The sequence below is a fragment of the Enterobacter cloacae complex sp. P42RS genome (assembly GCF_014930595.1).
Classification (GTDB): domain Bacteria; phylum Pseudomonadota; class Gammaproteobacteria; order Enterobacterales; family Enterobacteriaceae; genus Enterobacter; species Enterobacter bugandensis.
On the sequence record NZ_JADBRK010000005.1, the window covers coordinates 246562 to 268248 of the forward strand.

The 21687-nt window shown below is 55.5% G+C and carries 22 protein-coding genes and 1 tRNA gene; 15 read left to right on the forward strand and 8 right to left on the reverse strand.

Features of this window, described 5'->3' with window-relative positions:
• The first annotated feature begins 210 nt into the window (after positions 1 to 210).
• Positions 211 to 1557, forward strand: coding sequence for a PTS sugar transporter subunit IIC (locus IM314_RS09070; RefSeq protein WP_028015425.1), 1347 nt, complete (start codon positions 211 to 213; stop codon positions 1555 to 1557).
• 96 nt (positions 1558 to 1653) lie between these two features.
• Here IM314_RS09070 and fhuF read toward each other — a convergent pair whose 3' ends face one another.
• Together fhuF and IM314_RS09080 are read right to left on the reverse strand one after the other, a co-directional pair.
• Positions 1654 to 2442 (reverse strand): siderophore-iron reductase FhuF, encoded by a 789-nt coding sequence (fhuF, locus tag IM314_RS09075; protein ID WP_028015426.1) that lies wholly within the window; start codon positions 2440 to 2442, stop codon positions 1654 to 1656.
• 94 nt (positions 2443 to 2536) lie between these two features.
• Positions 2537 to 3601, reverse strand: a complete 1065-nt coding sequence (locus IM314_RS09080; RefSeq protein ID WP_193358546.1) for a GGDEF domain-containing protein — start codon at positions 3599 to 3601, stop codon at positions 2537 to 2539.
• A gap of 216 nt (positions 3602 to 3817) precedes the next feature.
• On the opposite strand from IM314_RS09080, the gene IM314_RS09085 reads away from it, so the two are divergent.
• Positions 3818 to 4087 (forward strand): DUF1435 domain-containing protein, encoded by a 270-nt coding sequence (locus tag IM314_RS09085; protein WP_032644970.1) that lies wholly within the window; start codon positions 3818 to 3820, stop codon positions 4085 to 4087.
• A gap of 41 nt (positions 4088 to 4128) precedes the next feature.
• Here IM314_RS09085 and IM314_RS09090 read toward each other — a convergent pair.
• Together IM314_RS09090 and rsmC are read right to left on the reverse strand one after the other, a co-directional pair.
• Positions 4129 to 4215, reverse strand: a tRNA-Leu gene (locus IM314_RS09090).
• A 174-nt stretch (positions 4216 to 4389) separates the two neighbouring features.
• Entirely contained in the window at positions 4390 to 5418 is a 1029-nt protein-coding gene (gene rsmC, locus IM314_RS09095; protein WP_045631113.1) for a 16S rRNA (guanine(1207)-N(2))-methyltransferase RsmC, read from the reverse strand.
• A 102-nt stretch (positions 5419 to 5520) separates the two neighbouring features.
• Here rsmC and IM314_RS09100 point away from each other — a divergent pair, with 102 nt between their 5' ends.
• The 8 genes from IM314_RS09100 (at position 5521) to IM314_RS09135 (ending at position 11883) form a co-directional block, all read left to right on the forward strand.
• Positions 5521 to 5934: a DNA polymerase III subunit psi gene (locus IM314_RS09100; RefSeq protein WP_041911296.1), complete on the forward strand. Its 414-nt coding sequence runs from the start codon at positions 5521 to 5523 to the stop codon at positions 5932 to 5934.
• Positions 5903 to 6346 carry a ribosomal protein S18-alanine N-acetyltransferase gene (gene rimI, locus IM314_RS09105; protein WP_028015431.1) on the forward strand — a complete coding sequence of 148 codons (444 nt, stop codon included), beginning with the start codon at positions 5903 to 5905 and terminating at the stop codon, positions 6344 to 6346. Before IM314_RS09100 ends, rimI begins: the two co-directional genes overlap by 32 nt.
• A gap of 19 nt (positions 6347 to 6365) precedes the next feature.
• Positions 6366 to 7043: a pyrimidine 5'-nucleotidase gene (yjjG, locus tag IM314_RS09110; RefSeq protein ID WP_041911295.1), complete on the forward strand. Its 678-nt coding sequence runs from the start codon at positions 6366 to 6368 to the stop codon at positions 7041 to 7043.
• A gap of 91 nt (positions 7044 to 7134) precedes the next feature.
• The gene (gene prfC, locus IM314_RS09115) at positions 7135 to 8724 is read left to right on the forward strand and encodes a peptide chain release factor 3 (protein WP_028015433.1); all 1590 of its coding nucleotides are present in this window, start codon (positions 7135 to 7137) and stop codon (positions 8722 to 8724) included.
• 300 nt (positions 8725 to 9024) lie between these two features.
• Entirely contained in the window at positions 9025 to 9642 is a 618-nt protein-coding gene (gene osmY, locus IM314_RS09120; RefSeq protein ID WP_028015434.1) for a molecular chaperone OsmY, read from the forward strand.
• 127 nt (positions 9643 to 9769) lie between these two features.
• Entirely contained in the window at positions 9770 to 9931 is a 162-nt protein-coding gene (locus IM314_RS09125) for a DUF1328 domain-containing protein (protein WP_003856556.1), read from the forward strand.
• A gap of 120 nt (positions 9932 to 10051) precedes the next feature.
• Entirely contained in the window at positions 10052 to 11104 is a 1053-nt protein-coding gene (locus IM314_RS09130; protein ID WP_041911294.1) for a patatin family protein, read from the forward strand.
• The gene (locus IM314_RS09135) at positions 11101 to 11883 is read left to right on the forward strand and encodes a TatD family hydrolase (protein ID WP_047363624.1); all 783 of its coding nucleotides are present in this window, start codon (positions 11101 to 11103) and stop codon (positions 11881 to 11883) included. The genes IM314_RS09130 and IM314_RS09135 overlap by 4 nt, the downstream gene beginning before the upstream one ends.
• Here IM314_RS09135 and IM314_RS09140 read toward each other — a convergent pair.
• Positions 11878 to 12738: a YjjW family glycine radical enzyme activase gene (locus tag IM314_RS09140; RefSeq protein ID WP_045631117.1), complete on the reverse strand. Its 861-nt coding sequence runs from the start codon at positions 12736 to 12738 to the stop codon at positions 11878 to 11880. The genes IM314_RS09135 and IM314_RS09140 overlap by 6 nt on opposite strands.
• Positions 12713 to 14248 (reverse strand): YjjI family glycine radical enzyme, encoded by a 1536-nt coding sequence (locus tag IM314_RS09145; RefSeq protein ID WP_193358545.1) that lies wholly within the window; start codon positions 14246 to 14248, stop codon positions 12713 to 12715. The genes IM314_RS09140 and IM314_RS09145 overlap by 26 nt, the downstream gene beginning before the upstream one ends.
• 262 nt (positions 14249 to 14510) lie before the next feature.
• Here IM314_RS09145 and deoC point away from each other — a divergent pair, with 262 nt between their 5' ends.
• The 4 genes from deoC (at position 14511) to deoD (ending at position 18838) form a co-directional block, all read left to right on the forward strand.
• The gene (deoC, locus tag IM314_RS09150; protein WP_032644972.1) at positions 14511 to 15290 is read left to right on the forward strand and encodes a deoxyribose-phosphate aldolase; all 780 of its coding nucleotides are present in this window, start codon (positions 14511 to 14513) and stop codon (positions 15288 to 15290) included.
• A gap of 103 nt (positions 15291 to 15393) precedes the next feature.
• Positions 15394 to 16716, forward strand: coding sequence for a thymidine phosphorylase (deoA, locus tag IM314_RS09155; RefSeq protein WP_049137794.1), 1323 nt, complete (start codon positions 15394 to 15396; stop codon positions 16714 to 16716).
• A 53-nt stretch (positions 16717 to 16769) separates the two neighbouring features.
• Positions 16770 to 17993: a phosphopentomutase gene (gene deoB / locus IM314_RS09160; RefSeq protein ID WP_188246120.1), complete on the forward strand. Its 1224-nt coding sequence runs from the start codon at positions 16770 to 16772 to the stop codon at positions 17991 to 17993.
• Between the two features lie 125 nt (positions 17994 to 18118).
• Positions 18119 to 18838: a purine-nucleoside phosphorylase gene (deoD, locus tag IM314_RS09165; protein ID WP_193358544.1), complete on the forward strand. Its 720-nt coding sequence runs from the start codon at positions 18119 to 18121 to the stop codon at positions 18836 to 18838.
• A 61-nt stretch (positions 18839 to 18899) separates the two neighbouring features.
• Here deoD and lplA read toward each other — a convergent pair whose 3' ends face one another.
• The gene (gene lplA, locus IM314_RS09170; RefSeq protein ID WP_193358543.1) at positions 18900 to 19916 is read right to left on the reverse strand and encodes a lipoate--protein ligase LplA; all 1017 of its coding nucleotides are present in this window, start codon (positions 19914 to 19916) and stop codon (positions 18900 to 18902) included.
• Positions 19917 to 19955: 39 nt separating this feature from the next.
• Complete coding sequence (locus tag IM314_RS09175) at positions 19956 to 20600, reverse strand: YtjB family periplasmic protein (RefSeq protein WP_193358542.1); 645 nt, start codon at positions 20598 to 20600, stop codon at positions 19956 to 19958.
• A 117-nt stretch (positions 20601 to 20717) separates the two neighbouring features.
• Between IM314_RS09175 and serB the strand changes: the two genes are divergently transcribed.
• A complete protein-coding gene (serB, locus tag IM314_RS09180; protein WP_193358541.1) occupies positions 20718 to 21686 on the forward strand; it encodes a phosphoserine phosphatase in 969 nt (322 codons plus the stop codon).
• The last annotated feature ends 1 nt before the right edge of the window (position 21687 follow it).

The window sequence follows — 21687 nt, forward strand, 5'->3', positions numbered from 1 at the left end:
AACCGGTTACAGTAACCGGTTGCAGAGCGTGATGCGTAGATTAATACTGAGTATGTAACGTCCCCTGTATCCAATAATAAGAGCCAATTATGAAACCATTTCGTCTGAGCAGTACCGCTGGTACGCAAGCCAGCAAGGTTGTGAAGCTGATTTATGGAACAACGTGCGGCGCGAGCGCGCCTGTAATAAACGTCTGACAGGAGATCAACCATGTCTGCCAACCATGCTGCGTTTAATCTGATATTCCGTTTCGTTGAAAATTACGTGAGCCCGATCGCCGGGCGGATCTCGTCCCAGCGTCATGTCATGGCTATCCGTGATGGGTTCATCTCCGCGATGCCGTTCATGATTGTGGGTTCATTTTTATTAGTGTTTGCTTACCCACCGTTTTCGCCTGATACCACCTGGGGTTTCGCACGCGCCTGGCTGGATATGGCGAAGCAGTTTGAAGGCCAGATCCTGACGCCGTTTGATATGACGATGGGCATTATGTCCATTTATATCTGCGCGGCCATCGCCTATAACCTTGGCAAACATTATGTCAAAACGCACCAGCTGGATCCGTTCATGTGCGCCATGCTGTCGCTGATGGCGTTTCTGCTGGTTGCCGCCCCGAAAACCAAAGGCACGCTTCCCGTCGACAGCCTGGGTGGAACGGGTATTTTTACCGCCATTCTGGTGGCAATTTACTGCGTTGAAATGATGCGTTTCCTGAAGGCGCATAACATCGGTATTCGCCTGCCGGACCAGGTGCCGCCGATGATCAAAAACTCCTTTGACCTGCTGATTCCGGTGCTGGTGGTGGTGTTAACGCTTTATCCGCTGAGCCTGGTGATTCAGTCTCAGTTTGACATGCTGATCCCGCAGGCAATTATGTCCATCTTCAAGCCTCTGGTTTCCGCGGCGGATTCGCTGCCCGCGATCCTGCTGGCGGTGTTGATTGGTCATTTGCTGTGGTTCGCCGGGATCCACGGAGCGGCTATTGTCTCCGGGATGCTGCAGATGTTCTGGCTGACTAACCTCGGAGCGAACCAGACCGCGCTGGCTGCCGGCCATCCTCTGCCACATATTTTTATGGAAGCCTTCTGGACGTTCTTCATCGTGATTGGCGGGTCGGGTGCGACGATGGGTCTGGTGATTTGCTATCTGCGCAGCCGTTCAGCGCATTTACGCTCTATTGGCCGATTGAGCGTGGTGCCCAGCTTCTTCAACATCAACGAACCCGTTATCTTCGGTACGCCGATCGTAATGAACCCGGTGTTCTTTATTCCGTTCCTGCTAGCCCCGATGGTTAACGCCGTGCTGGCCTGGGCGGCGATGACGTTTGATCTGATTGGTCGTGTTATTTCAGTGGTTCCCTGGACGGCACCGGCGCCGATAGGCGCAGCATGGGCCCTGGGCTGGGATTTCCGCGCGGCTATCCTGGTTGTGGTTCTGGCCTGCGTGTCGGCAATCATCTACTACCCGTTCTTCAAAGTGTACGAGAAGCAGCTGCTGGAGCAGGAAGCGGAAGAAGCACAGCGTAATGGGGAAGAGGACAATCAGCAGGTGGCTTAAAGACCTTGTGCCGGGGGGTGGCTGCGCCTTACCCGGCCTACGAGTCGAGGTTTTTGTAGGCCCGGTAAGCGAAGCGTCACCGGGCAATTCACTGCACTACTTCAGCGTGCAATCCCCGCACTGCTTAACGTCCGGCAGGCGATAGCGCTGGCAGCAGGTACGGCGTACCAGAAGCCCGTCACGGAGCACAACGGTACGGAATAACGGATTATCGCGACCATCGGAAAGCTGTTTGGCAAAGAAGCAGGACTGGCGCAGGGCCTCCACTTTCTCATCGCCAAGCAGCGGCTTCATTTCTGTTAAATACCAGTGAATTAAATACCCGGTATTACTCCAGATAAGCTTCCCGTTGATCTCGCCCGTTGCTTCAAGTGCCTCTACTACTGGGATCAGGGCCTGGATGACAAGCTGTTCCAGACGTTCCTGAGCAGAGAACTGCTCTGCGCCGCGATCTTCGTGCAGATCAATCCAGAAGCAGGCTGCTCGGCCAGTTTCGTGGAACTCGACGTGAAAATGATCCGGGGAGAGCGCCAGCATGCTCTTTTGGGTTAATACCGCCAGCATGAGTGGGGGAACCATCAGCCCGATATACCACTGTGCCCACAGGGAAAGCAGAGGTTTATTTTCCCGCGTTAGGGTCGGCTGATTGCGATAGATATGGTCGGAATAGGTTGCAAGCAGCGACTGCAGCGTAGAGGGCTGCTGCCACTCAGCGAGCGTCATGGCATGATGCGGGGGCGCTTCATCAAGCCTGATAAAGTCCAGCAGGTGGGCGCGCGTCTTAGCAATCTTGTCCCGTATGGCATCCGCAAGCGACGCATTCCCGCTGGTGAGGGGCGCTCGCCAGAGGAGTGGTTCAACGATGTGTGCGGTATGCGTAGCCATAGTTGAGATAGAAATCTAAATGATAATGATTGCCAATCCTAACTATTGCTCATACCAATGGCAAGACTTTTGTCCTGATTAACCGAAGACGCGCTTAAGCGGTTTGTAGCTCTTCACTCAGCAGAATGTTATTGCGACCTAAATGCTTTGCTTCATAGAGGGCTCTGTCCGCTCTCTCCAGAGCGCTTTCCACGTCCTCGTTTTCGAAAATGGCAATTCCGATGCTGATGGTGACATTGGTGGCGACGCTTTCGTTGAACAGATGGGGGATTTTCAAATCATAGACTTTCTGACGGATCCGCTCTGCCGTATGGCGGGCGTGTTCAAGTGAAATATTCGTCAGCAGCACCATGAACTCTTCCCCACCGAAACGCGCCACAATATCGCGCGAGCGGACGGCATCACGAATTGCCGCAGAGACGCGCTTCAGCGCCTGGTCACCCATCATATGGCCATAATGGTCGTTATAGGCTTTGAAGTGGTCGATATCCATCAAAAGAACAAAATGTTCGCCGTTTTCTACCGCCGGTAGATTCTCCAGACGGCTCTGCAGGCCGCGACGATTATAGAGCCCGGTTAGCGGGTCCATCATACTGAGATCGGTCAGAGTTTCCCGTTCTTCCAGCAGGCGAGAGAGCAGCTCCTGGGCGAAGCGATCGTTGCGCCGTTGCAAAATGTTATGAATAGCAATAGCCACCACAGGAAGTGCGAAAGAATAGGACATTCTTAGCCATATATCCTGGTCACTTAACCACATGCAGACAATAAAGGCGGGGAGCGAGTGCAGCGTAAATGCTTTGATATTACTGGCGAAGGCCAGCGTTCCGATAAAAAGCACCGTGAGTAAAGCTATTATCAAATACATCGCCTGGTCATGGGTAATTAGCGAAAATTTCGAATCTATTTGCCAGGCCCACAAAATACCAAAGATTGCTGAAACGGCAGGAATATTTATCTTCCGCGCGCGCTTTTTCCAGTGCCAGACGAACAGGCCAGTACTGATCGCGAAAATAGCAATCAGAGGGGCAGAAAACACGCGTACAGAATAGAGCGGGTTTGTTACCGAGAACACGGCTGACGTTGCGTTCAGAAATAAAAATAAACGTAACGATAATTGATATTTTTTTTGAACCAAAGACCGCCAGGATTGTGATGTCATAGTCGTGCGTTTTTATTAAAACTTAATTAAAACAGATGAATAGGCGTGGTTTCGCACTTAATTATGCAAAAAACTCAAAGCGTAATTATAAGAAAAACTTTATGTGTAGTTAACAGGTGAGCAATTTATCACCTTAGGAAATTTCTGTCATTCTACATAAGGGGAAAGGGCGATTTTTTTTGCTTCACTGCACTGACAAATGATAATTTTTATCATATGATATTGTTTATCATTATCGTTATGAAAGGGCGATGTATGTTGAACAGGGCGCTGGGAAGTGCATGGGGAGTATTGCTGCCGGGCGTAATCCTTGGCGGTTTGATGTTTGCCGATCTCTCCATCGAAAGCTGGAAGGCCATCATTGTGTCAGGGCTGCTGATGACGTCAGGCATGATCTGGCATAAGCACCTACGCCATTATGTGTTACTGCCATCATGCGTCGCATTAGTCAGCGCAATTCTGGTGATAATGATGAGTTTGAAATAACAGGGAAAATAAGAGGTATTACAGAAGGGAGATAAGATAATTGGTGCGAGGGGGGGGACTCGAACCCCCACATCCGTAAGGACACTAACACCTGAAGCTAGCGCGTCTACCAATTCCGCCACCTTCGCATACCATCGATACTGTAAAAGTATCGTAACCACGGAGGCGCATTCTAGATGTTTTCAGCTTTACGTCAACAGAAAAGTGCGCACCTTTTATTGATTGCTGCAAAAATGGACGGAATTGCGACGCCTGCTTGCCGGATGGCGCTGGCGCTTATCCGGCCTGCATTGTTTGGCGAATTATTTCTTTGCCTGACGCGTCATCACGGTGCGGTAGACCTTAAAGCGGCCCGTCTGGGCGATCACTTCGTGGAAGCCGAAGGTTTCGTCCAGCACTTTCGGGTACGCCAGGAAGGCGTTCGCCACGATGCGCAGCTCGCCGCCGCTGTTGAGGTGACGAGTCGCGCCACGGATCAGGGTTTGCGCAGCTTCGAGGCTGGTTTCCATCCCGTCGTGGAACGGCGGGTTAGAAATGATCATGTCAAAGCGGCCGGTGACGTCAGAGAAGACGTTGCTGGCAATCACGTCGCCTTCAATGCCGTTGGCCGCAAGCGTTGCGCGGCTTGCTTCAACCGCAGGGGCGCTCACGTCACACAGGGTTAAGCGCACTTTTGGTGAATGGCTGGCAAGCACCGTTGAAAGCACGCCCGCGCCGCAGCCCACGTCCAGCACTTTGCCTTTGGTGTGCGGCGTCAGGGTGGAGAGCAGCAGCTTGCTGCCCGTATCCAGCGCGTCACGGCTGAAGACACCCGGCAGGGTTTTGATGGTCAGGCCTTCAAGCTGATACTCATCCCAGAAGGTGTTGGCATCAAACGTTGTCTGTTTTTCCAGACGGCCATGATACAGACCGCAGCGGCGCGCGCTGTCGACTTTGGTTAGCGGCGCGTAGGCTTCCAGCATCTGCTCGGCGCTACGGACACCGCTGCGGTTTTCACCGACCACGAAAATATCGCAGCCAACCGGCAGCAGGGAGAGCAGGTTCATCAGCTGGAACTGGGCTTCCGGCTTGTTCTTCGGCCAGTAGTAGATCAGCGTATCGCAGTCGGCAATATCGCTCTGCTCCGCCACCAGGCTGAAGCGTGCGCGCTCGCCCATCTGGCGGCTCAGCACCTGCCAGTGGTGGTAGTATTGGGTGTGGGCACGGCTTTCAGCACAGTCGAAACGCGCGGGCAGGTCATCCTGCATATCTCCGGCAAACAGAATACGGCTTTCTTCGAAATCATCACTGTGACGCAGCAAGACTTCACTTGCCGGGGTAAATGCAGACATGAATTGTTCCTCAATAAACTCAGGCGGGGATTATAGTAGGTAGATGGCGCACTTTCGACACATTTGCTATATTTGCGCGCCTGAGAGACAGGAGTTATCCCTATGACATCCCGACGAGACTGGCAGTTGCAGCAACTGGGCATCACCCAGTGGGCTTTGCGTCGCCCGACGGCGTTGCAGGGCGAAATCGCCATCTCCATCCCCGCGCACGTTCGGCTGGTGATGGTGGCGGAAGAACTGCCTGCCCTGAATGAGCCCCTGATCGGTGATGTCCTTCGCAGCCTGAAGCTGACGCCCGACCAGGTCTTACAGCTGACGCCGGAACGGGTTGCCATGCTTCCTCCTGATAGCCGCTGTAACAGCTGGCGCATCGGAGAGACAAACGACATCTCTCTTCAGGGGAGCCAAATCAGCTCACCAGCGCTGGACGAGCTGAAAGCCAATCCAAAGGCGCGCAGCGCGCTATGGCAACAAATCTGCGAATATGAACACGATTTCTTCCCTCACGACGCCTGACCTGACCGCAGCGTTCGCGATTGAAACACGCGCCCACGCCTTTCCGTGGAGCGAAAAAACGTTTGCCAGCAATCAGGGCGAGCGCTATCTGAACTACCGTCTGGACGTTGACGGCACCCTGGCCGCGTTTGCCATCACGCAGGTGGTTCTTGACGAGGCGACGCTGTTTAACATCGCCGTCGACCCGGCGTTTCAGCGCCGTGGGCTGGGCAGAGAACTGCTTGAGCATCTCATTCGTGAGCTCGAAACCCGCGACGTTTTCACCCTGTGGCTGGAGGTGCGCGCGTCGAATGTCGCCGCCATCGCGCTCTATGAAAGCTTAGGCTTTAACGAGGCGACAGTCCGACGTAACTACTATCCCACCGCAGAGGGACGTGAAGACGCCATTATCATGGCTCTGCCAATTGGATAACGAATATAAGGTTGTAACGATGAAATGGGACTGGATTTTCTTTGATGCCGACGAAACGCTGTTTACGTTTGACTCGTTCGGCGGCCTACAGCGGATGTTTCTCGACTATAGCGTGACCTTCACCGCCGAAGATTTTCAGGACTATCAGGCGGTCAACAAGCCGCTGTGGGTGGATTACCAGAACGGTGCCATCACTGCGTTACAACTTCAGCACCAGCGATTTGACGTCTGGGCGGAGCGCTTAAAGGTTAGTCCGGGCACGCTGAACGAGGCTTTCCTTAACGCCATGGCCGATATCTGTGCGCCCCTGCCGGGCGCGGTTTCCCTGCTGAATGCGTTGAAAGGCAAGGTGAAACTGGGGATCATCACCAATGGTTTTACCGCCCTGCAGCAGATCCGCCTTGAGCGCACCGGCCTGCGCGATCATTTTGACGCACTGGTGATCTCGGAAGAGGTCGGCGTGCCGAAACCGGATCCGCGAATTTTCGATTATGCGCTGGCGCAGGCCGGTAATCCCGACCGCGATCGCGTGCTGATGGTGGGTGATACCGCAGAGTCTGATATTCTTGGCGGTATGAAGTCAGGTTTGTCGACCGTCTGGCTGAATGCGCATGGCCGCGTGAAGCCTGAAGGCATCGAGCCAACCTGGACCGTCACGTCATTGACCGAACTGGAGCAACTCCTGTGTAAACAATGATTGCCTGCCCCCCGTTGATGGGTAAAATAGCCGCAATTTTGTATTCCATGATGCGTGGCGTGCTGCCGCGCTTATAAAAGAAGATTTAATTATGACGTTGTCTCCTTATCTGCAAGAGGTGGCCAAGCGCCGTACTTTTGCCATTATCTCGCACCCGGATGCCGGTAAAACGACCATCACCGAGAAGGTGTTGCTGTTCGGACAGGCGATCCAGACTGCGGGTACCGTTAAAGGCCGTGGCTCCAGCCAGCATGCAAAATCTGACTGGATGGAGATGGAAAAGCAGCGTGGTATTTCGATTACCACCTCCGTGATGCAGTTCCCGTATCACGACTGCCTGGTGAACCTGCTGGACACCCCGGGGCACGAAGACTTCTCCGAAGATACCTACCGTACCCTGACGGCGGTGGACTGCTGTCTGATGGTGATCGACGCCGCGAAGGGTGTAGAAGATCGTACCCGCAAGCTGATGGAAGTTACCCGTCTGCGCGATACGCCGATCCTCACCTTTATGAACAAACTCGACCGTGACATCCGCGATCCGATGGAGCTGATGGATGAAGTGGAAAACGAGCTGAAGATCGCCTGTGCGCCAATCACCTGGCCAATTGGCTGCGGTAAGCTGTTCAAAGGGGTTTATCACCTCTATAAAGACGAAACTTACCTGTATCAGACCGGTAAAGGCCACACCATTCAGGAAGTGCGCATTGTGAAAGGTCTGGACAACCCGGATCTCGATGCCGCCGTTGGCGAAGAGCTGGCCGCGCAGCTGCGCGACGAGCTGGAGCTGGTGAAGGGTGCGTCTCACGAGTTCGACAAAGAACTGTTCCTGAGCGGCGAAATTACCCCGGTCTTCTTCGGTACCGCGCTGGGTAACTTCGGCGTTGATCACATGCTGGACGGTCTGGTGGAGTGGGCACCTCAGCCTATGCCGCGTAAAACCGACACCCGCGAAGTGGAAGCGAAGGAAGAGAAGTTCACCGGCTTCGTCTTTAAAATTCAGGCCAACATGGACCCGAAACACCGCGACCGCGTGGCCTTCATGCGCGTGGTGTCCGGTAAGTATGAGAAGGGCATGAAGCTGCGCCAGGTGCGCATCGGTAAAGATGTCGTGATTTCCGACGCGCTGACCTTTATGGCGGGCGACCGTTCGCACGTTGAAGAGGCGTATCCGGGCGACATCATCGGTCTGCACAACCACGGTACGATCCAGATCGGCGATACCTTCACCCAGGGCGAGATGATGAAGTTCACGGGTATTCCGAACTTCGCACCGGAGCTGTTCCGTCGCATTCGTCTGCGCGATCCGCTGAAGCAGAAACAGCTGCTGAAAGGCCTTGTTCAGCTCTCTGAAGAGGGTGCCGTCCAGGTGTTCCGTCCAATCGCCAACAACGATCTGATTGTCGGCGCGGTCGGTGTGCTGCAGTTCGACGTGGTGGTTGCGCGCCTGAAGAGCGAGTACAACGTGGAAGCGATTTACGAATCGGTCAACGTGGCGACAGCGCGCTGGGTTGAGTGTTCTGACGTGAAGAAATTCGAAGAATTTAAGCGTAAGAACGAAATTCAGCTGGCGCTCGATGGCGGCGACAACCTGACCTATATCGCGCCAACGATGGTCAACCTGAACCTGACGCAGGAACGTTATCCAGACGTTCAGTTCCGCAAAACGCGCGAACACTAATCCCCTCCCGGAGCACGGCAATCGCCGTGCTCTTCTTTTATTCCTGTCTTATTAGTCCCTTGCGGAATGTTCTTAATTCACCGCAAATTCACGCTATTCGCGCGTTTTTTACGCAATTCTGAAAGCGGCATTGTGAGAGTGATCTATATTTAACTCAGTGTTTAGCACCGGGCATGGATGAATTAACTGTTCAATGCATGTCGATTGGTTCTCCATTTCACCCGTGTGTTTATTCGCGATATATAAAACTACTAAGGAAGTATTTAGCCCGAATAACGGGTAAAACACAGGAATACATCGATGAATATGACAAGACTGAAGATTTCTAAAACTCTGCTGGCTGTAACACTGGGTAGCGTTCTGGTTAGCGGTTCCGCCCTGGCGGAAAGCAGCACCATGGATAAAGCACAGTCCACGGCCGACACCGCAGGGCAAAAAATCGATAGCTCTATGAATAAAGTCGGTAATTTCATGGACGACAGCTCTATCACAGCAAAAGTGAAAGCCGCACTGGTGGATGATGAAGCCATCAAGAGCACCGATATTTCCGTTAAGACCGACAAAAAGGTCGTTACCCTGAGTGGCTTTGTTGAAAGCCAGGCCCAGGCCGAACAGGCTGTGAAGGTGGCGAAGGGTGTCGAAGGTGTCGCATCCGTGAGCGATAAACTGCACGTTCGCGACGGTAAAAACGCCTCGGTGAAAGGTTATGCCGGTGATGCCGCTACTACCAGCGAAATCAAAGCTAAACTGTTAGCAGATGACATCGTGCCGTCTCGTAAGGTGAAAGTGGAAACCACCGATGGCGTGGTTCAGCTTTCCGGTACGGTTGATTCACAGGCACAAAGTGAACGCGCCGAGTCAATTGCGAAAGCCATTGATGGTGTTAAAAGCGTTAAAAACGATCTGAAAACGAAGTAATTCTGGACCATTCGCCCGTAAGGTTTAACCCTGCGGGCGAAATAAGAACGACTCTGGAAAAACGCCGGTGAGTGACCTGAGCGCTCACGTTTAGCGGCCGACATTAACTATGGTAAAGGAGAAGCTTATGTTTCGTTGGGGCATTATATTTCTGGTTATCGCGTTAATTGCCGCCGCATTGGGCTTTGGTGGTCTGGCAGGTACAGCGGCATGGGCAGCTAAAATTGTCTTCGTCGTCGGTATTATTCTGTTCCTGGTCAGCCTGTTTACGGGTCGTAGACGTCCGTAGCAAACGCAATATTCCTTCAACAAAATAAAGCCAGTCACTGCGACTGGCTTTTTCTTATTTGCGTTACAGGTCGGGTGCGTTACTGTGGAGTGATAAAATAATCAAAAAAGGAAAGCAGAGGTGGGGCAACGAATTCCCGTTACGCTCGGCAATATTGCGCCGCTGACGTTAAAACCGTTTAGTGCGGGTCAACTCGCACTGGTCTGCGAGGGGGGAGGACAGCGCGGCATTTTCACCGCCGGCGTGCTGGATGAATTTATGCGCGCGCAGTTCAACCCGTTTGACCTCTACTTCGGCACGTCCGCCGGGGCGCAGAATCTCTCTGCCTATGTCTGTAACCAGCCCGGCTACGCGCGAAAAGTGATCATGCGCTTCACCACGGCGAAAGAATTTTTTAACCCGGTGCGCTTCGTGCGCGGCGGCAACCTGATCGATCTCGACTGGCTGCTGGAGTCGACCTCCAGCCAGATGCCGCTGGCCATGGATACCGCTGCCCGCCTGTTTGATAGCGGCAAAGAATTCTGGATGTGCGCCAGCCGGGGGGATGACTATTCGCCGGGCTATTTCTCACCGCAGAAGGAGAACTGGCTCGACATCATCCGCGCCTCCAGCGCTATTCCCGGTTTTTATCGTACCGGCGCGCTGCTGGATGGCATCAGCTATCTGGACGGCGGCATCAGCGACGCGGTGCCGGTGCAGGAAGCCGCGCGACGCGGGGCGAAAACTATCGTGGTGATCCGTACCGTTCCGTCGCAAATGTATTACACCCCCCAGTGGTTTAAGCGGATGGAGCGCTGGCTGGGCGACAGCAGCCTGCAGCCGCTGGTGAACATCGCGAAGCAGCATGAAACCACCTACGGCGCGATGCAGCGCTTTATTGAAAAACCCCCGGGCAAGCTGCGCATCTTTGAAATTTATCCGCCTAAGCCGCTGCTGAGCATGGCGTTGGGCAGCCGGTTGCCTGCGTTGCGTATGGATTACAAAACGGGGCGGCTGTGCGGGCGTTACTTCCTGGCGACCGTCGGGAAAATGCTGGCCGAGCAACCGCCTCTGCATCGGCATAAACGCATTATTACGCCACCTGCAATTGTCGCCAATGACGCCCTGACCATGCCGCTGTTGGACATTCCGCAGGCGAATGACGCTTTACTGGATAATGAGGATCTGGCGTGACGCACCGCTTTGTTGATACCCACTGCCACTTTGATTTCCCGCCGTTTACGGGGAATGAAGCGCTAAGCATTGCGAAAGCTGCCGAAGCCGGCGTGCAGGCCATCATTGTGCCGTCGGTTGAAGCGGCCTATTTTACCCGCGTGCTGGATCTTTCCGCGCGATACTCCGCGCTTTATGCCGCGCTCGGCCTGCATCCGATTGTGATTGAGCGCCATCGCGATGAGCATCTTGAAGAGCTGGATCGGGTGCTGCAACGTGCAGGAGAGAAACTTGTCGCCATCGGCGAGATCGGCCTCGATCTCTATCGCGAAGATCCGCAGTTTGAACGCCAGCAGACGATCCTCGACGCGCAGCTTCGGCTGGCAAAACGTCACGATCTGCCGGTGATCCTCCACTCCCGACGCACTCATGACAAACTGGCGATGCACCTGAAGCGCATCGACCTGCCGCGAAGAGGCGTAGTGCATGGTTTTTCCGGCAGCCTGCAGCAGGCGCAGCGTTTTATTGAACTGGGCTATAAAATTGGCGTCGGTGGCACCATCTCCTATCCGCGCGCCAGTAAAACCCGTGACGTAATGGCGCAGCTGCCTCTCTCTGCGCTGTTACTGGAAACGGATGCCCCCGATATGCCGCTGAATGGTTTTCAGGGGCAGCCGAATCGCCCGGAACAGGCGGCGCGGGTGTTTGACGTGCTGTGCGAACTGCGTCAGGAACCTGAAGAGGTCATTGCCAGCGCGCTGCTCGAAAATACCCGTTCGGTTTTTGGTATCACGCTATAGATAAAGCGCCGGACGAATCACCGTTATCTTCTGTTTTTCCAGCGCCCGCGCCAGCGGTTCAATATCCTCCTGCGTGGCGCTGCGCCATGACGCCGCCTCGCCGTAAACTCCGTGTGCATGAAACGCGTTAATACGCACCGGAACATTCCCCAGCCCGTGGATGAACGCGATCAACGGTTTGATATGTTCCAGATAATCACACTGTTCCGGGATGACCAGCAAGCGGAGCTCCGTCAAACGGTGACGGTCTGCCAGCCAGCGAATACTCTCCTTAATCTGCGGGTTCTCGCGTCCGGTCAGGAAGCGGTGATGTTCATTCCCCCACGCTTTGAGATCCAGCATTGCGCCATCCAGCACTGGCAGCAGTTTTTGCCAGCCGGTTTCGCTTAGCAGACCGTTACTGTCTACCAGGCAGGTTAAATGATGTAGCTCAGGATCGGTTTTGATCGCGGTAAACAGGGCGATCAAAAACGGCAGTTGGGTTGTGGCTTCGCCGCCGCTCACGGTGATCCCTTCGATAAAGGGCGCGGATTTACGGACCTGAACGAGGATCTCGTCGACGCTCAGGCGGTGTGCCATAGGCGTGGCCTGCTGCTGGCACAGGCGCAGGCAGGTGTCGCACTGCTGGCAGTGACTCTCCTGCCACCAGACGCGTCCGGCCTGAATGGTCAGCGCGTCGTGCGGGCAGTGGGGCACGCAGTCCCCGCAGTCATTGCAGCGCCCGATGGTCCACGGGTTGTGGCAGGTTTTGCAGCGCAGGTTGCAGCCCTGCAGGAACAGCGCCAGGCGGCTGCCCGGCCCGTCCACGCAGGAGAAGGGGATGACCTGACTAACTAAAGCGCATCTGCTGTTCATGGCTTATCACGCGCGGCTGACGTTCCAGAATACGGGTATTGCGTGCGGCCTCTTCCCCCAGCCACGTGGTGTTCGTTCTTGAACCCGCTTCCCGGTATTTCTCCAGATCCGACAAGCGAACCATATAGCCGGTCACGCGTACCAGATCGTTACCGGCCACATTCGCGGTGAACTCACGCATACCGGCCCTGAACGCCCCCAGGCAAAGCTGAACCACCGCCTGCGGATTGCGTTTTACCGTCTCATCCAGCGTTAAAATATCGCTGATCCCGGAATGATAGTGTTTATGGTGTGGCGCTACGGCCAGCAGATGACTGACAGGATCCGGCTCGTCACCGTACGGCAGACGCGCCCCCGGCGTGGTGCCCGAATCGGAGCTGATGCCTGACTGGGCGTGCAGCATCGCGCGATGCTTCCAGCCGTGCTTCACCGGCGTATTTTCAACAAACGCCGCAAGCTGTTCGCTGATGCGATAACCCAGCCCGTTGGCCTGCTCGTCTTTCCCGTAACGCCCCGCCATGCCTGCTTTCTCACACAGTACGTTCACCGCTTCGGCAAGACCGTACATGCCAAACATCGGCACAAACCGATCGGCATCAATCAGCCCTTCTTTTACCAGGAAGCTATTCTCAAAGAAGCCGGATTGCCCGTACAGAAAATCGCAGCGCGCATCGATGATGGCGATTTGCTGCTGGCAGTAGTGCGGTAGCGTGTGGGTGAAGAAGTCGTCAATGGATGTGCTGTGTTCGGCGATTGCCTTGAGGTTAAGGCGCACCAGGGTGCTGCCACCGCCCGCCAGCGGCAGAGAGTTGTAACAGCTCACCACGCCAAAACGGCCTTTTGTGAAAATTTTATCATTCACCGGACCGTTTGAAATATGCGGTTTGCTGCATTCACAAATGTTTTTTGCCACCTCAAGCAGTAAATCGTCTGGGGTGAACTCAGGATCGTAGATAAAGGTCAGATTGGGCGCAACCTGCTTCAGTTCAGCATCTGCACGCAGAATGGCACGGGTGACAGGGCCGTCGGCGGGCCCGATGTTGGCGTGCATAAACGCATCGGGCAGCGTTCTGTCGAGATAGCGCCAGAAACGTTTTATTCGGCTATCGATTTCTTCTTGTGTTAGAATTCTAACATACGGGTTCAGTAGCGCATCAAGCTGCCCCAGATAGACCGGCATTGATGTCACTGAAGGAACATGGTGATAGAGAATAGTTAAGAGAGAGAGGGCGTCATCAAGATCTTTCGCGCCTTCCAGCTCCAGCCATTCCGAACCGTTAGCCAGGAATTTTTCATAATCCGGCAGCACGTAACGCGGTTTGTAGGGGGCATGACCTTCGTACATGTCGCAGATAAACCCCTCGTCCAGCGCGGCGCGGGCGGCCGGAGATAGCGTCGGGTAGGGCAGATAATTTTCCGCTTCCAGCGCCAGAAAATGACGTTTTTGCTCCGGGGTTAACACCGGGCTTGTCACAATGTGCTGGCAACGTTGTTGCAGGGCGTCGGGCATGTTCACTTCCTTGAATGTTCTGCGGATGATGAACGGATTGTAGGAAGCCAGCCTGCCGGCGCTTTTGATCCAACAAGGGGTATCGCTGCTTTAGTCAGCAACTTGCACGCTAAAGTTTGAAGAAGATCTCATTACAGTAATGCAAATTTGTACGCAGTTTTCATTAACTGTGATGAATGTCGAAGTGTGGATGCGGGTGAATGTTAGAATACTCACAGACCCGCAAGGTAAAATTTATACGGCACTGCCGTTGGAGAATGTTATGACCGATTTAACTGCAAGCAGCCTGCGCGCGTTGAAGCTGATGGACCTGACCACCCTGAACGATGACGACACCAATGAAAAAGTCATCGCCCTGTGCCATCAGGCAAAAACGCCAGTGGGTAACACCGCCGCCGTCTGTATCTACCCGCGCTTTATCCCGATTGCCCGCAAAACACTGAAAGAGCAGGGCACGCCGGACGTGCGCATTGCAACCGTGACTAACTTCCCGCACGGCAATGACGACATTGAGATTGCGCTGGCGGAAACCCGCGCGGCAATTGCCTACGGCGCAGACGAAGTTGACGTGGTGTTCCCGTACCGCGCGCTGATTGCCGGCAACGAGCAGGTCGGTTTTGACCTGGTGAAAGCCTGTAAAGACGCGTGTGCGGCGGCAAACGTGCTGCTCAAAGTGATCATCGAAACCGGTGAGCTGAAAGAAGAGGCGCTGATTCGTAAGGCGTCAGAAATCTCCATCAAAGCCGGTGCGGATTTCATCAAAACCTCTACCGGTAAAGTGCCGGTCAATGCGACCCCGGAAAGCGCGCGCATCATGATGGAAGTTATCCGCGATATGGGCGTATCCAAAACCGTGGGCTTCAAACCTGCGGGCGGCGTACGTACCGCGGAAGACGCGCAGCAGTTCCTGGCGATTGCCGACGAACTGTTTGGCGCTGAGTGGGCTGACTCCCGCCACTACCGCTTCGGCGCGTCCAGCCTGCTGGCAAGCCTGCTGAAGGCGCTGGGTCACGGCGACGGTAAGAGCGCAAGCAGCTACTGATTGCCAGACAATGCCGGATGACGCTTCGCTTATCCGGCCTACAGGATCGCAGGGCGGGTAAGCGTACCCGCCGCCATTCACCCGATTCCGCATGGGGGTTACCGTGTTTCTCGCACAAGAAATTATTCGTAAAAAACGTGATGGTCTTGCTTTAAGCGACGAAGAAATTCGCTTCTTCATCAACGGCATTCGTGACAACACCGTCTCAGAAGGGCAGATTGCGGCTCTGGCGATGACCATTTTCTTCCACGATATGTCGATGCCTGAGCGCGTGTCGCTGACCATGGCGATGCGAGATTCAGGAACCGTTCTGGACTGGAAAAGCCTCAACCTCAACGGCCCGATTGTGGACAAACACTCCACCGGCGGCGTGGGTGATGTGACTTCGCTGATGCTCGGCCCTATGGTGGCAGCCTGCGGCGGTTATGTTCCCATGATCTCCGGGCGCGGCCTGGGCCACACCGGCGGTACGCTCGACAAACTGGAAGCCATTCCGGGCTTCGATATCTTCCCGGATGACAATCGCTTCCGCGATATTATTAAAGACGTTGGCGTGGCGATTATCGGCCAGACCAGCTCTCTTGCTCCGGCAGACAAGCGTTTTTACGCGACGCGTGATATTACCGCCACCGTAGACTCCATCCCGCTGATCACCGCCTCTATCCTCGCCAAAAAACTGGCGGAAGGGCTGGACGCGCTGGTGATGGACGTGAAGGTGGGCAGCGGCGCGTTTATGCCGACCTATGAACTCTCTGCTCAGCTTGCCGAAGCGATCGTTGGCGTCTCCAACGGCGCGGGCGTGCGCACCACCGCGCTGCTGACCGACATGAACCAAGTGCTGGCCTCCAGCGCCGGTAACGCGGTTGAAGTCCGCGAAGCCGTGCAGTTCCTCACAGGTGAATACCGTAACCCGCGCCTGTTCGATGTCACCATGGCGCTGTGCGTTGAGATGCTCATCTCCGGCAAGCTGGCCAAAGACGACGCGGACGCCCGCGCGAAGCTTCAGGCGGTGCTGGACAACGGCAAAGCGGCGGAGATCTTTGGCCGCATGGTGGCGGCGCAGAAAGGCCCGACCGATTTCGTCGAAAACTACGCGAAATACCTGCCGACCGCGATGCTCAGCAAAGCTGTTTATGCGGATGGCGAAGGTTTTGTCTCCGCCATGGACACCCGCGCGCTTGGCATGGCTGTTGTATCTATGGGTGGCGGTCGTCGTCAGGCATCGGACACCATTGATTACAGCGTCGGCTTTACCGATATGGCCCGTCTGGGCGACAGCGTCGACGGCCAACGTCCGCTGGCGGTGATCCACGCGAAAGACGAAGCCAGCTGGCAGGACGCGGCGAAAGCGGTGAAAGCGGCAATATCTCTTGACGATAAAGCACCGGAAACCACACCGACGGTCTATCGTCGTATCACTGAATAGCGGTATACTGATCTGATCGCATTTTTATGAAGCACTAAGTACGGAGAACAATTATGAAACGTGCATTTATTATGGTGCTGGACTCATTCGGCATCGGCGCAACCGAAGATGCAGAACGTTTTGGTGACGTGGGTTCCGATACCATGGGTCACATCGCGGAAGCCTGTGCAAAAGGCGAAGCGGACAACGGTCGTAAAGGCCCTCTGACTCTACCTAACCTGACCCGCCTCGGGCTGGTAAAAGCACATGAAGGCTCTACCGGTAAAATCGCAGCCGGTATGGACGGCAGCGCGGAAGTGGTGGGCGCCTACGCCTGGGCGCACGAGCTCTCTTCCGGGAAAGATACCCCGTCCGGTCACTGGGAAATCGCCGGCGTGCCGGTGCTGTTTGACTGGGGCTACTTCTCCGATCACGAGAACAGCTTCCCGCAGGAGCTGCTCGATAAGCTGGTGAAGCGTGCCAACCTGCCGGGCTACCTCGGTAACTGCCACTCTTCCGGCACCGTGATTCTGGATCAGCTCGGCGAAGAGCACATGAAAACCGGCAAGCCGATTTTCTACACCTCTGCTGACTCCGTGTTCCAGATTGCCTGCCACGAAGAGACGTTTGGCCTGGATAAACTCTACGAACTGTGCGAAATCGCCCGTGAAGAGCTGACCGAAGGCGGCTACAACATTGGCCGCGTAATCGCGCGTCCGTTTATCGGCGACAAAGCGGGTAACTTCCAGCGTACCGGTAACCGTCATGACCTGGCCGTTGAGCCACCGGCGCCAACCGTGCTGCAGAAGCTGGTTGACGAGAAGGGCGGTCACGTGGTGTCCGTGGGCAAAATAGCGGATATCTACGCCAACTGCGGTATCACCAAAAAAGTGAAAGCGACCGGTCTGGATGCGCTGTTCGATGCCACTATCAAAGAGATGAAAGAAGCAGGCGATAAGACCATTGTCTTCACCAACTTCGTGGACTTCGACTCCTCCTGGGGCCACCGTCGCGATGTAGCCGGTTATGCTGCGGGCCTGGAGCTGTTTGACCGCCGTCTGCCGGAGCTGATGGAGCTGGTGGGGGAAGATGACATTCTGATCCTGACTGCAGACCACGGCTGTGACCCAACCTGGACCGGTACCGACCACACCCGTGAGCATATTCCGGTACTGGTGTACGGCCCGAAAGTGAAGCCGGGCTCGCTCGGTCACCGTGAAACCTTCGCGGACATCGGCCAGACCATTGCGAAATACTTTGGTACGTCTGACATGGAATATGGCAAGGCCATGTTCTAAACGGATTGGGTGCGGCCTGATGCCCTCACCCCGGCCCTCTCCCACAGGGAGAGGGAGAACAGAATGTAGGCCGGGTAAGGCGTAGCCGCCACCCGGCAAAAACAACAATGTAAAAGGAACTGAAGATGGCAACTCCTCACATTAATGCAGAAATGGGTGATTTCGCTGACGTCGTATTGATGCCGGGCGACCCGCTGCGCGCGAAGCACATTGCAGAAACCTTCCTCGAAGACGTGCGTGAAGTGAACAACGTTCGCGGCATGCTGGGCTTCACCGGTACCTATAAAGGCCGCAAAATCTCCGTTATGGGCCACGGCATGGGTATCCCGTCCTGCTCCATCTACACCAAAGAGCTGATCACCGATTTCGGCGTGAAGAAAATCATCCGCGTAGGCTCCTGCGGTGCGGTGCGTATGGACGTTAAGCTGCGTGACGTGGTGATCGGCATGGGCGCGTGTACCGACTCTAAAGTTAACCGCATCCGCTTTAAGGATCATGACTTTGCGGCAATCGCTGACTTTGACATGGTGCGTAACGCGGTTGACGCGGCAAAAGTGCTGGGCGTTGACGCACGCGTGGGCAACCTGTTCTCCGCCGATCTGTTCTACTCGCCAGAAGGCGACATGTTCGACGTGATGGAAAAATACGGCATCCTGGGCGTGGAAATGGAAGCGGCCGGTATCTACGGCGTAGCGGCTGAGTTTGGTGCGAAAGCGCTGACCATCTGCACCGTGTCTGACCATATCCGTACCCACGAGCAGACGACCGCTGCCGAGCGTCAGACGACCTTCAACGACATGATCAAAATCGCGCTGGAATCCGTTCTGCTGGGCGATAAAGAGTAATTCTGTCTCTTCCCTCCCTCTCCCTGTGGGAGAGGGCCGGGGTGAGGGCACCAAACCGCACTTAGCGCACGGCCTGTGCAATCCACGCCGACAGCTCCCGCAGCTCTTTTTCCTGCTCCGGAAAATCCCCTGTCAGCGCGTCGCACTCCTGCTGCAGCATATCCGCCCGATACAAACAGCCCTGCAAACGAGCCGCCAGCGCCTCTAACGGTGCCGGGTTGAGGCTGTCCGTAAACACCTGCGTACGGGTAATGTGGCCTTTCTCCACGTCAAAGTGCAGCTCCACGCCGCCCCAGGTAAAACGCTCATCCAGCAGATGGGAAAACGCAGGCGCCTGACCAAAGTTCCACTCCCAGCTGCTCTGGCGGGCGAAGGTTTCCGCGAAGTTGGGCAGGTCCGGAGTTTTGTCAGGCGAGATCACCTCCGCTTCCACGCGCTCGCCGTAATGTTCAAAGAACGCGTCACGGATCGCATCGCAAATCTGCCCGTGCGTAATCCCCGGCAGCAGTTCAACCAGATTCGCTACGCGCCCACGCACAGAGGTAATCCCTTTAGCCTGGAGCTTTTTCTTATCAGGATTCAGGTAGTTAGCCAGACGGCTCAGGTCAGCGTTCAGCAGCAAGGTGCCGTGGTGGAAGCCACGATCCATCGTTTCGCGGTAGGCGGAGCCGGAGACCTTCCGGTCGCCCTCGGGGGTTTTCACCACCAGATCGTTACGCCCGGACGCTTCAGCCGTCACGCCGAGTGAATTGAGCGCGTTGAGGACGATGGACGTTGAGATAGTTTTGTCGTATTCCGGTTTACCCGCCATAAAGGTAAAGCAGGTATTGCCCAGATCGTGAAACACCGCGCCGCCGCCGCTGCTGCGGCGCGCCAGGCGGACGTTGTCCTCTTCCATGCGTCGCGTGTTGCACTCTTTCCACGGGTTTTGCGCGCGGCCAATAACTACCGTGTCGGCATTGCGCCAGAGAAACAGCACGCGCTGGGTGGCGGGCATCTGGCGGAAGATGCACTCTTCAACCGCGAGATTAAACCAGGGATCGTGAGAGTCAGAGATAAGCAGGCGTAACGTCGTCATGGCAGAGTTCCTTTTCCATATCTTTCTCCTACTTTATCACTATTCCTTCTTCTCGCTCTCTTCGTCTTCAGGAACCGACCTGCTGGCGGTCAGCAGGAACGGCGACTGCTGCCAGCGGGTACGCTTGCCCTGAAGCAACGTGCGCGCCAGCACGACGCCAATCGCCAGCGAGAGTAACAGCATCAGGCGCAGAATATTGGTGGTGTTATCCACCTGCTTAGCTTCTGTTGGCAGGGTGTGGGTATCCAGCGTCAGGCGCAGATACCCCAGCGGGCCATTTTTACCCTGAACGGGTTCGACAATCTGCTGGTTGAAATAGCCCCCGGCTTTTTTGCCGTCCAGCGCCAGCCTGTCGCGCACATTAACGTGCTCACCCGCGCGGGCAATCAGGTCGCCTTTTTCATCGTACACGCCCGCATCCAGAATGCGGCTGTTTTCCGTGAGCTGACGCAAGACCTGGCCTATCCGCTTATCGTCCGGCGTTTCATTGCGCATCAGGGGCGCAACGTTGAGCGTCACCTGACGCGCCAGGGTACGGGCCAGCTCTTCAAACTGCGGGTTGCGCTGCCGCTGATGATTCTGGCTAAACCACGATGCCCCTTGCATCAATGCGACTAACAGTGCGAGACAGATCAGGACAATCACGGCGCGATGAAGCCGGAATTTCAGTTTTGCGCGAGCCATATTCCACCTGCTGAAAATTTACGGCTTAATGTTGCCAGAAGTGATGGTTACAGGGTAGCCTCATGCGTTATTTTCCCTCTGCAACCTTCCGGCGCGAACGAAATTACAGGAGCTTTAATGCCGAACATTACCTGGTGTGACCTGCCAACGGATGTCTCTTTATGGCCAGGATTGCCGCTCTCTTTAAGTGGCGATGAGGTGATGCCTCTGGATTACCACGCCGGTCGTAGCGGCTGGCTGCTGTACGGACGCGGTCTGGACAAGCAACGCCTGACCCAGTACCAAAGCAAACTGGGGGCCGCGATGGTTATCGTCGCCGCCTGGTGCGTGGAAGACTACCAGGTCATCCGCCTGGCGGGCTCCCTGACGCAGCGCGCGACGCGTCTGGCGCATGACGCCGGGCTGGACGTCGCGCCGCTGGGTAAAATTCCGCACCTGAAAACGCCTGGCCTGCTGGTCATGGACATGGACTCTACCGCCATTCAGATCGAGTGTATCGACGAAATTGCGAAGCTGGCGGGCAGCGGCGAGCTGGTGGCTGAAGTCACCGAGCGTGCGATGCGCGGCGAGCTGGATTTTACCGCCAGCCTGAGACAACGCGTGGCGACCCTGAAAGGGGCCGACGCCAACATCCTGCGCCAGGTGCGCGACGTGCTGCCGCTGATGCCAGGGCTGACGCAGCTGGTGCTGAAGCTGCAGTCCCTCGGCTGGAAAGTGGCGATCGCCTCCGGTGGCTTCACCTTCTTCGCGGATTATCTGCGGGAAAAACTGCATCTGACCACGGTGGTGGCCAACGAGCTGGAGATCATGGACGGCAAGCTGACCGGACAGGTGCTCGGCGATATTGTGGATGCTCAGTACAAAGCCAATACGCTGACGCGCCTCGCGGAAAAATATGAAATTCCGGTTGTCCAGACCGTCGCCATCGGTGACGGCGCGAACGATCTGCCGATGATCAAAGCGGCCGGTCTGGGCATTGCCTACCATGCCAAACCAAAAGTGAATGAAAAGACGGAAGTCACTATCCGTCACGCTGACCTGATGGGGGTGTTCTGCATTCTCTCCGGCAGCCTTAATCAGAAATAAC